At 71.8% G+C, this 11,272-nt stretch carries 7 protein-coding genes; all 7 read right to left on the minus strand.

Annotated elements, in window-relative coordinates; all coding sequences use genetic code 11:
• Positions 1–398: 398 nt before the first annotated feature.
• The gene (locus ACFU7Y_RS29455; protein ID WP_380770217.1) at positions 399–1,670 is read right to left on the minus strand and encodes an MFS transporter; all 1,272 of its coding nucleotides are present in this window, start codon (positions 1,668–1,670) and stop codon (positions 399–401) included.
• Between the two features lie 254 nt (positions 1,671–1,924).
• A complete protein-coding gene (locus tag ACFU7Y_RS29460) occupies positions 1,925–4,771 on the minus strand; it encodes an amino acid adenylation domain-containing protein (RefSeq protein WP_380770219.1) in 2,847 nt (948 codons plus the stop codon).
• A 30-nt stretch (positions 4,772–4,801) separates the two neighbouring features.
• The gene (locus tag ACFU7Y_RS29465; RefSeq protein ID WP_380770220.1) at positions 4,802–5,626 is read right to left on the minus strand and encodes an SDR family oxidoreductase; all 825 of its coding nucleotides are present in this window, start codon (positions 5,624–5,626) and stop codon (positions 4,802–4,804) included.
• Positions 5,617–6,336 (minus strand): thioesterase II family protein, encoded by a 720-nt coding sequence (locus tag ACFU7Y_RS29470; protein ID WP_374119895.1) that lies wholly within the window; start codon positions 6,334–6,336, stop codon positions 5,617–5,619. The genes ACFU7Y_RS29465 and ACFU7Y_RS29470 overlap by 10 nt, the downstream gene beginning before the upstream one ends.
• A 155-nt stretch (positions 6,337–6,491) precedes the next feature.
• Positions 6,492–7,517: an amino acid--tRNA ligase-related protein gene (locus ACFU7Y_RS29475; RefSeq protein WP_224274622.1), complete on the minus strand. Its 1,026-nt coding sequence runs from the start codon at positions 7,515–7,517 to the stop codon at positions 6,492–6,494.
• 47 nt (positions 7,518–7,564) lie between these two features.
• Entirely contained in the window at positions 7,565–8,974 is a 1,410-nt protein-coding gene (locus tag ACFU7Y_RS29480) for an FAD-binding oxidoreductase (RefSeq protein ID WP_380770221.1), read from the minus strand.
• 39 nt (positions 8,975–9,013) lie between these two features.
• Complete coding sequence (locus tag ACFU7Y_RS29485) at positions 9,014–11,233, minus strand: amino acid adenylation domain-containing protein (protein WP_380770222.1); 2,220 nt, start codon at positions 11,231–11,233, stop codon at positions 9,014–9,016.
• Positions 11,234–11,272 lie beyond the last annotated feature (39 nt).

The following is an 11,272-nucleotide window of genomic DNA, read 5'->3' on the forward strand; positions in this document are numbered from 1 at the left end:
GCTCTCACCAGTGAGAGCACGCCAGCGGAGGACGCACCTTGCTTCAAGTAACCACATCAGTCGACCTCACCCGCAACCCCGAACACATGAGCACAACCAGGTCGGGGTCCGCGACCGTCACCCGATGGACCTTCGGGGATCCGAAGAACGTGACGGTCGAGGTCCTCGATCTCGGAGCCCGGCTGCATCACTTCCTGGCTGCACCGGTGATTTCCGCACCGGCGCCTCGGAAGCCGAGTCAGCTTCGTCCGGCAGCGGTACGCGGAAGGATGCCATCTGGCGCACTTCGTGCAGCTCAAGGAGGCGGTGCTCGACGCCTGACTGGTGAAGGTAGCCGGGTCGGCTCGCAAGTCTGGCCAACGAGACGTCACAAGGATGGCTCGGACGCCGCACGGAGGTCACAGCCCGGTCACTCGCTGTTGGGTACGGGTCGCGCTCCGCGCGGGCTCCGCTGGATGCTCCGGGTCTGCGGACGGCCGAGCACGCGGTGTCATCGTCCACGTGCCGTAAGCCCACATGAGCAGGCCCACCAGTGGGAGGAGGGCGCCGAACGCGCAGACGCCGCGCCAGCCGAACGCGGTGTGCAGGACGCCGGCGACGGCCGAGGAGCCGGCGCCGCCGACGAAGACGGAGGTCATGAAGACGGTGTTGATCCAGGCGCGGGCGTCGCCGCGCAGGGCGTAGATCTCGTGCTGGCTCATGACCTGGTGGGCCTGGACGGCGAAGTCCAACAGCACCGCGGCGGCGGCGAGCAGTGGGACGCACCGGTGTCCGGCGGCGGCGAGAAAGAAGGCGAGCGAGGCAAGCAGCAGCGCGGCACCGCTGGCGCTGCTGCCATGGCCGCGGTCGGCGATGCGGCCAGCGACCGGGGCCGCGGCCGCACCGCCCACGCCGGCCAGAGCGAAGAGGGCGATCTGGGCCTGGCCGAAGTGGTGCTCGTCGATGAGCTCGTAGGCGATGACGGTCCAGAAGGCCGTGAAGGCTGCGAACATCGTCGCCTGGCAGAGCGCGCGGCGGCGCAGCACCGGTTCCCGGCGCGCCAGTTCGCCCAGGCCGGCAAGCAGGTAGCGGTAGTTGGCGGTGTGTTCGGGGGCACGGTGCGGCAGTACGCAGCGCAGCACCAGGGCGAGCAGCACCATCAGCGCCGCGGAGACGCAGTAGATCGCCCGCCAGCCGAGCAGATCGGCCACCAGGCTGGCGACCGTGCGGGCGAGCAGGATGCCGATCAGCAAGCCACTCATCACCTGGCCGACGATCGCGCCGCGCCGGTCGGCGGGCGCGAGGTGGGCGGCGAGCGGGACGAGCACCTGGGCGACCACGGACGTGGTGCCTACCAGCACCGAGGCGGCGAGGAACATGGCGAAGTACGGGCTCGCCGCGGCGAGCAGCAGCGCGGTCGCCGTCACCACCAGCGTCCGGGTGGCGAGTCGGCGGTTCTCGACCAGGTCGCCGAGCGGGAGCACGAACAACAGCCCGAGAGCGTAGCCCACCTGAGTCAGTGTCACCACTGTTGTCGCCGTGCCCTGGCTCACCCCGAATGAACGGGCGACGAGTTCGAGCAGAGGCTGGGCGTAGTAGAGGTTGGCCACGGTCAGCCCGCAGGCCACCGCCAGCACCGTGGTGATGACGGGGTTCATCCGCTCCGGTGCGGCCGGTATGGGGATACGCACCGGCTGACGCATGTGCCACCACTTCCTGACGTCGCTTCAGCAGACACCCTGGCGGTGACTCCGGGCGGCGGTCGGCACCGGGAAGGTGCTCGGTCGCTCCTCCCCGCCTCAGCGCGGCGTACCCGGGCTGATCGGCTCGTGCCGCCGTACTGTCGGCTGGTGGGAGGAACGGCCGTGGCGAGTTCGACCAGGCCCGCCCGAGCGTCCGTCGGGGCGTCGGCACGGGCTGAGCCGGGCCGTGCCCCCGACCGGGCTCAGCCTGGCACGCCGGGCATGAGGCAGGCCGCCAGCCCCGACGGCGTGGGGTGGGCGTAGAGGTCGCGCAACGCGACCGAGCCCAGTCCTGCCTTGCGCACAGCGCTCAGGAGCTGGACCGCGAGCAGGGAGTTACCGCCGTTCTCGAAGAAGTGGTCGTCGGCTCGGGCGTCCGGCGCCACGACGGCCCGCCAGATGGCGAGGAGCCTGTCCAGGGTGTCGGAAGCCGCGGGGTGATCGGAGGCGAGCACCTCCTCCGTCCGCCCCGCAGCCGTGGCTCGATCGGGCAGCGCCGCGCGGTCCAGCTTGCCGTTGATGGTCAACGGCAGTGCGGGTAGCGTGATCAGCTCCGCCGGCACCATGTAATCGGGCAGCAGGCCCGAGGCGCGCCGCCGGATGTCCGCGGCGCTCGAGCCGTCGGCCGCCACGACGTAGGCGACGATGCGTGTGTGGGCCGGTCCGGCTTCCTGGCCGCGGACGATCACCGCGGCATCCGTCACGCCGGGGTCGTCGAGGAGAACCGAGCGGATCTCGCCCAGTTCGATGCGGAAACCGCGGATCTTGACCTGGTCGTCCAGCCGTCCGACGTGGTCGACCGAGCCATCGAGCCTGAGCCGCCCCAGATCGCCGCTGCGGTACAGGCGCTGGCCTGTGACGCCGTCAACCACGAAGCGCTCGACGGTGAGTTCGGGCCGGTTGAGGTACTGCTTCGCGAGTCCGGCTCCCCCGACCCAGATCTCGCCGACCGCGCCGGGGGGCAGCGGGCGGCCTTGCGCGTCGCGGATGGAGAGGGACCACCCGGCGAGCGGGCGCCCTACGGTGCGAGCGCGCTCGGCGGGCGCCCAGGGCTGCACGTCGTGCAGAGTGACATGCACAGTTGTCTCAGTGATGCCGTACATGTTGATGAGCCGGCTCTCGCGGACCGGATGGCGACGGAACCAGCCGCCCAGCATCTTCGGGTCGAGGGCCTCGCCGCCGAAGACGACGATGCGCGGTGAGGGCCCTCCCTTGGACGCGTCGACCTCCAACAGGCCGGCGAAGGCGGACGGGGTCTGGCTCAGCAAGGTGACGCCCTCGCGCACCAGAAGGGCGTGGAAGTCCTCGGGCGACCGGGTGACCAGGTAGGGCACGACGACCAGGTGTCCCCCCGTGATCAGGCAGCCCCAGATCTCCCAGACCGAGAAGTCGAAGGCCGCCGAGTGGAAGAAGGTCCAGACGTCGTCCGAGCCGAGCGCCATATCCTTGCGCGTGGCCTCCAGCAGGGCCACGACGTTGCCGTGCGGCACCACCACGCCCTTGGGCCGCCCGGTGGTTCCGGAGGTGTAGATGACATAGGCGGTGTCCTCGGGGCGGACAGCCGGCAGTGTCAGGTCGGGTGACGTCCGCGCCGCCTCCGAGAGGGCACTGGGCGAGAGTACCGGCGTACCCGGCCGAGCGGGGAAGGTGGAGAGGGTGCTGATGACCACGCTGAGCTCGGCGTCCTGTGCGATATACCGCAGGCGCTCGTCCGGCGCGTGCGGGTCGAGCGGGACGTAGGCAGCACCGGTCTTCAGCACGGCCAGCAGGGCGACCACCAGGTCGACGGTGCGCTTGAGGCAGACGCCGACGAACTCGCCGGATGCAACGCCCTGCCGCACCAGAGCGCGGGCCCACGTCGAGGCAGACTCATCCAGTTCCCGGTAGCTCAACTGCCGTGTCTCGTCGCTCACGGCGATCGCGTCCGGCTGGGTCCGAGCCAGCAGTTCGATGATGCCAGGGATGGCCGTGAGCTGCGCACCGCCCAGCGCGGTGTTGTCCGCCAGTGCGACGACGGCATGCGCCTGCGCGTCGGAGAGAAGCGAGAGGCTGCTGACGGTCTGCTCGGCCGGCGCACGGTCCAGCTGGGACGCGAGCCACTCGACCTGGCGGGTGAACGCCTCGGCGACGGTCGCGTGCACGGCCTCGGGCGCCCCGGCGGACGTGTCGAGGAGGACATCGCCCTGCTCCTGGACGAATGTCAGTACCAACGGGAAGGCGTGCGGGGCGAAGGGCAGGTATGTCTCGTCAAGCCGGCGGTCGGTCAGCACCACGCAGACCGCGGGACTCTCCTCGCCACCGGCCTCTCCCGGATCGCGGAGCCTGGACTCGACCTGGCCGAGCAACTGCCCGATCGCCAGATCCTCGTCGACCTCGATCTGGACCACCTTGGCCTCGGGGGCGTACCCGAAGGACTCCGTCGACACTACGGCCAGCCGTACCGCGGCGCTGCGCTCGTACCGGCTCAGGGCGAGAGCGGCGGCGGCGACGACGCAGCCGGGGCGCACGGGCGTCCGGCCAGCCGCTTCGCGGGACTCGGGGCCGGTTGCCGGCACGGGAACGGACACGATGTCACCGGCCAGCCCCCAGCCAGGTGCGGCGGCCGGACGCCAGCCCGCGGTCCCGGGCACGCCCGCCTCGTGCAGGGCACCGAGCACGGCGGTCGCCTCGGCGTCGGCGGTCGTCAGCGCCCCAGCCAGCCTGCGCAGGCCGCCGTGGTCCAGCAGCCCACGGCGGGCGACGATGCTCAGGTCGGCGGCCTCGTCCTGGTAGCGTGTCAGGACCACGCGTAGACCGGCGCCACGCGGAAGCGGGCGCAGCGCCTCCCGGCGCCCGCGCCCGGCGGCCGCGGCCGAGCACGACCCAGCTCCGGCGTCGGTGATCCAGTAGCTGCCCATCTCGGCCAGTCGCGCTGACGCGGCCGCTTGGGCGACCTCCGCCGCCGCCCGCTCGATCGCGGCGGCGCCGGACAGCCGGAGGACCAGGCCGTGCTCGGCCTGGCCGCCGAGCACGGGCCAGGTGTCGGTCCCTGTGTGAGTCTGTTCAGTCATCTCTTCATCCACATCAGCCGAGAAGGTCGCTCATCGGGCGGAGAAGCCGCCGTCGACAGTGAGCGTGGTTCCGGTCACCTGGCGGGAGTCGTCGCCGGCCAGCCAGAGCGCCGCGTTCGCGATCTCCTCCGGCTCGATCAGCGCGTTCATCGGCTGGGCCGTGACGAAAGTCTGCTCGTGCTCGTCGACGTCCACGTCGAGACTGCGGGCGATCTCGGAGAGCATGCGGCCCTCGACGTGGGCGGCGTCGCGCACCGAGCCCGGACACAGGGCGTTGACCCGCACCTGGCGCGGGGCGAAGTCGAGCGCCGCCGCCTTGGTCAGCCCGACCAGGGCGTGCTTCGCCGCGACATAGGCCGCGAAGTGCCGGTACCCGACGAGGCCGGCCGTCGAGGAGACGTTGACGATGCTGCCACTGCGCCGCTCCAGCATGGCGGGCGCGACGGCCCGGATCATCCGCCAGGCCCCGGAGAGGTCGACGTCGAGCATCAACTCCCACTCGTCGTCGCTGATCTCGTGCACCGGCTTGCCCGACGGAGCCGCGATACCGGCGTTGTTGACCAGCGCGTCGACCCGGCCGAACCGCCGCAGCGCGCCGTCGACCGCCGCCCGCACCGACGCGCTGTCGCGGACGTCCGCTAGTAGCGGCAGGGTGGAGGCGCCGGCCTGCCGGCACAACTCGTTGGTCCGGTCCAGCTGGTCGCGGCTGGCCAGCGGGTACGGCACGCCCTTGATGTCCGCGCCGACGTCGAGGAGCACGAGATCCGCGCCCTCCTGGGCGAAGCGGACGGCGGTCGCACGGCCGAGCCCGCGGCCGGCCCCGGTCACGATGACAGTCCTGTCTGCTAGTCGCACGGCGTCTCCCGGCTGCTCGAAGCACCCTGCGCCGGGCCGGCGAGTGCCTCTGCCGGCGCGTCGGGGTGCAGGTCCGCGGCGATCAGGCGCAGCAGCTCTGCAGGCGTGTCGAGCAGGTACATGTGGCCGCCGGGCCGCTCGATGTAGGTGAACCGACCGGTCGTCACCTTGCACCACTGCGCAGCGTCGTCCGCGCTGACCAGGGTGTCCTGGTCGCCGCGTAGGCAGCTGACCGGCGCCTGGATCGGGGCGTCGGACAGCGGGCGGTAGCTCTCGTGCATGGCCACGTCCGCGCGCAACATCGGCAGCAGCAGTTCCCGGAACTCCGGGAACTCGAAGGCCGGGTGCCGGTGCCCGGCGAACTGCTCCACAGCGGCGAGGAAGGTGTCGTCGTCGAGGTCGACGGTGTTCTCGGCGCGGCCGTGGTAAGGCCCCGGCGATCCGCTCACGTACACGTGAGCCACCGGGATCTCGGTGCGCTCCTCAAGGGCGCGGGCGAGTTCAAAGGCCAGGACGGCGCCCATGCTGTGACCGAACACGGCGACCCGGCGATGTCCGGCCGCCGCGGCCACGGCGTCGGGCAGCAGGGCATGAACGGCGTCGGCCACACTACGGAACGGTTCCTCGTTGGTCCGCTCCTCGCGCCCCGGCAGCTGCAGGGGCGCGAGTCGCAGGCCCAGCGGCGCCAGTTGGCGCCACTTCCAAAACACGCTCGCACCCGCGCCCGCGTAAGGCAGGCACAGGAGCGGTACGGGCTGGAGCGTCATCGCGCTGTGTCTCGATTCGTGCGGTGGGACGTGCCGTCCCCGGACCCACCGGGTGGATGGGGACGGCACGTTCGAAGGATTTGGGACACGGGCCGGAGCTACGGCCGGACAACCGCCGGGGGCCACGCCTCGGGCTCGTTGACCCGGGAGATCAGCGGGAGGTCGCGGATGTCGTCATGATTGAGCACCCACATCAGGAAGCGTTCGAAGCCCATGCCGAACCCGGAGGTCAGCATCGGACTCTCCTCGCGCATGCGGACGTACCAGTCGTACTCGTCCTCCTTGACGTTGTGCATCGCCATGGACTTGCGCAGCAGGTCGGCGTCGACGTGGCGTTCCCCGGAGCCGACGACCTCGCCCATCCCGAAGAAGAGGTCGGCGCAGCGGGCTCGGCTGCTGTCGTCCGGACCGAAGCCCTGGTAGAACGGCACCGCCAGGGTGTCCAGGTCGTGCACCCAGAGGAACTCGCTGACCTTGGTCATCAGCAGGCGCTCGCCCTTGCGCGTGAGGGTGCGCCAGTCTCCCTCGTCACGGACGCAGCCGTCCTCGTCCTGCACCAACCTGACGGCCTCGTCGAAGGTCAGCCGCTCGAACGGGGCGGTGTGGTTGACCATTCGCTCCAGGTGGGAGATGTCGCCGCGCGCGTCGGCCAGCCGGTCGCCGTGCTGGTCGAGCACGGCCGCGGCGAGCGCCTTGACGTAGCCGTTGACGTAACGGATGAGGTCCTCCATCCCACCGGGGATCTCGGCCTCGCTGTGCGTGAACTGGTTCAGGTGTGTGGCGTCCGGGGTCTCGCCGCGGAAGGACGGCAGGATGCTGTAGCACCCGCCGGGCGAGAGGCGGCAGCCGTACTCCAGCGCGAACTGCATCGAGTCCGCCAGGTAGGTGTCAACGCCGCTGACGCTGACCTTGACCGCCTCGGTGTCGCTGCCCAGCGCGGTCGGGCAGGTGACCGTGCGTGTGGTGATCGGCAGCCACAGGTGCTTGAGGCCCTGCGAGCGCGCGTACTCCATGGTCGCCCACTGGAGGGTCTCGTGGAGCTCTGCCACGAGCTGGTACCAGGGCGAGCGCAGGGCCTTGACGAAGGCTCCCGGCTCGTTGCTGGCATAGGTTGCCGGGGGCATGACACTCGGAGTATGCGAAGTGTGCTGCGACATTGGGATGCCCCTTCTTACTGGTGCGCGGATGCGGTGGGAGGGATGTTCTGGTTGCCGGACAACACGTTCTCCGGGTCGAAACGGCGCTTGAGATCGGCCAGGCGCTCGTACCGCCGGGTCCCGTAGACCTCGGCGACCTTGCCCGGCTGCTCGTCCTGCAGGTAGTTGACGTAGGCACCGCCGAGGTGCCACGGCGCGAGCCGCTCGACGCCCGCGCGGCTCCAGGCCGCGTTGGCCTGGTCCTGCGCGGGATCGGTCCACTGGGCCGAGACGGTGACGATGTACGGGGCGTCCCGGCGCGGGAAGGCGGAGGCTTCGTCGGCGACCTCGGCGATGGCGCCGCGCAGGTACTCGAAGTCGATGGACGAGCGTGGGGACACCATCGCCGCCCCGCTCGCGATCAGCTCCTCGGCGGCACCCGCGGTGAGCTCGGTCAGGTAGCAGGACTTGGTGAAGTAGCGGTTCCCGTGCGGCTCGCCGTGGTCGCCCAGGGCCTGCAGCTCGGCGTAACTCATCAGCCGGGCCTCTTCGCCGGCCGCGGTCGCGAACAGCGGCTCGGTCTGCGCCGGCCCCTCGGCCGGGTCGCCGAACCAGACCGAGGTCAGGAACAGCGCCGGCTTGCCCCGCAGTTCGGCCGGCACCCAGTCCTGCGAGCCGGCGTACTTCAGAGCGCCGACGGTGTGCAGGTCGGGCGCCTGCGCCTCGGCGAACTCCCGGTAGCGAGCGAGCGCCGCCACCCCGTCGGCGAGGGCGAAGACACCGGTGTGGAAGTGCACCGAGCCCACCGGGCGCAGCCGGAGCGTGAAGCGGGTGACGATGCCCAGGTTGCCGCCGCCGCCGCGCAGCCCCCAGAGCAGCTCGGCGTGCTTGCTCTCGTCGGCCACCACGACGCTGCCGTCGGCCAGCACAACCTCCGCGGCGATGATGTGATCACAGGTCAAGCCCCACTTGCGGGCGAGCCACCCGTAGCCGCCGCCGAGTGCGAGTCCGCCCAGACCCGTGTGCGAGACGACGCCGGCCGGGCAGGCCAGGCCGTACGCGGTGGTCGCAGCGTCGACGTCGCCGAGCAGGCAGCCGCCCTGGGCGTGGGCGAGCTGCTGCTCCGGGTCGATCGTCACCTCCCGCATCAGCGACAGGTCGATCAGCACGGCGCCGTCGGCCAGCGCGGTACCCGCGACGTTGTGGCCGCCGCCGCGGACCGTCACCGCCTGGCCGCTCGCCTTGGCGTAGCGCAGCGCGGCGCTGACGTCGGTCGTGTCGGTGCAGCGCAGGATCAGGCTCGGCCGGCGGTCGTGCATGCCGTTCCACACCGCCCGCACAGTGTCGTAGTCAGGGTCGGCGGGCCCCACGATCGGGCCCTGGAAGCGGTTGCGCAGCTCCGACTCGGCGGCGGGTGAGGAGGTCGGTTGCAGGAGTTCGGTCATGGGTGTTACTCGCCTTCCGATGGCTCACGTTCGTTGCCCTCACGGGCGGGTCAGGTCGGGCGTGATGATCCGGGCGATCCGGCGGCGCGGTTCGGCGTCCATGGCCTCCTCGTGCCGGCAGTCGAGGTCGTGCTCGGTGAGGTCGGCCAGGTACGGCTCCCAGGAGCGCGGGCTCGGCCGGGTGGCGCCGCGGCTGCGGGTGGCGGTGAAGTAGACGGTCCGGCCGGTGAAGCGCGCCGGGCGGTGCCGGGCCACCAGCCGGCTGGCGTTGACACCAACCCGGACCAGCCGGTCCAGCACCTCGGGCGCCACCGCCAACCGCTCCAGGGCGGCCGGGCGCAGCAGGTCCAGCACGCCGCTGAGGTCCGTGTCGACCCGCGTGGGGTCGACCGCCTCCGGCGCGAGCGTGCTCAGCAGGCTGAACTCGTCCCACTGCTCGGGGGTGGCGTGGGCCGGGTAGGGCCAGACCTCGCCGGGGTAGGCATCGACCAGGACGAGCAGGTCGACGCGGTGTCCCTCGCCCTCCAGCCGGGCGGCGAGCGCCTGGGCGATGTTGCCGCCCAGCGACCAGCCGAGCAGCCGGTAGGGGCCTTCCGGCTGCACGCCGCGGATCTCGGCGAGCATCCGGTCGGTCAGCTCGGCCAGGTCCGCGGGGCGGCTCGCCCCCTCGGCCAGGCCGGGGGCCTGCAGCCCGTACAGCGGCACGGTGGGCGGCAGGTGCGCGGCCAGCCCGGCGTAGGTCCAGGCCAGACCGGTGGCCGGATGGACGCAGAACAGCGGTGGGCTGTCGGCGCCGGGCCGCAGCGGCAGCAGCACACCAAAGTCCTCACCATCGTCGCGCGCTCCGCTGGCCGCGAGGATCCCCGCCACGGTCGGCGCCTGGAAGAGCGAGCGCACCGTGACGTCCAGTCCCAGCACCGTGCGGATGCGGCTGAGCAGGCGCATCGCCAGCATCGAGTGCCCGCCGAGGTCGAAGAAGCTGTCCTCGACGCCGACCTGGGGCAGGTCCAGCAGCTCGCAGAAGAGGCCGCAGAGCAGTTCCTCCTGCGGGGTACGCGGCGCCGCTCCCAGCCGGGTCGCGGCCGGCTCGGGGGTCGGCAGGGCCTTCCGATCGATCTTGCCGTTCGGTGTCACCGGGAGTTCGGCGAGGCACACGAACGCCGACGGGACCATGTAGTCCGGCAGCTGCTCGACGGCATGGCGCCGCAGCTCGGCCGGCTCGGGCGCAGCGCCCGAAACCGGCACCACGTAGGCGACCAGGCGGGTGTCGCCGGGCCGGTCCTCGCGGGCCAGCGCGAACGCCTGGTGGACCAGGGCGTGCTGCTCCAGGACGGCCTGCACCTCGCCGGGCTCGATCCGGTGCCCGCGGATCTTCACCTGGTGGTCGGCCCGCCCCATGAACTCCAGCTCACCGCCGGCGCTCCAGCGGACCAGGTCACCGGTGCGGTACATCCGTTCGCCGGGCGTGCCGAGCGGGTCGGCGACGAAGCGCTGGGCGGTGAGGTCGGCCCGGCCGGCGTAGCCCCGGGCGAGGCCCGCGCCGCCGACGTAGAGCTCCCCCACCACACCGGCCGGCACCAGTTGGAGCAAGTCGTCCAGGACGTAGGCCCTCATGTTGCGCAGCAGCTGCCCGATCGGGGCCCGCTTGCGGCGGTAGTCGTCGCCGGCGCGGATCACCGAGATCGACACGTCGTCCGAGCACTCGGCCGGCCCGTAGACGTTGGCCAGCGGGATGCCGGGGTGGCGCGAGAACCATCGGTCGACCAAGTCCGGGGGAAGCTCCTCACCGTGCACCAGCATCCAGCGCAGCCCGCCCAGGAGGTCGACGTACCGGTCGTCGAGATCCCACAGGTCGAGGATCGCCCGCAGCACCTGAGGCACGATCTGCAGCACGGTGATGCCCTCGGCGGCGACGCACTGGACGAGCGCCAGCGGGTCGCGGATAGTGTCCTCGTCCAGCACGTGGACCCGACCGCCCACCACCGCCATGGTCAGCGCCTGCCAAACAGCGACGTCGAAGGTCAGCGGCGCGTTGAAGGCCATCGTGTCGCGCTCGTCGAGGCCGTAGAGCTCGACGACGGCGAGCAGGTGGTTGGACAGGCCTCGGTGCGGCACCAGGACGCCCTTGGGCCGGCCGGTGGACCCGGAGGTGAACACGGCGTAGGCGAGGGCGAGCGGGTGCCTGCCGGCGTCGGGGGGCGGGGGGGGGGACCCCCGCCCCCCGCCCCCCGGCCGCGGGCCCCCGGCCCCCCCCCACACCCCCCCCCCCGCCCCCCCCCCCCCCCGCGCCCGCAACCG

The organism is Kitasatospora sp. NPDC057542, from assembly GCF_042801945.1.
GTDB lineage: Bacteria > Actinomycetota > Actinomycetes > Streptomycetales > Streptomycetaceae > Kitasatospora.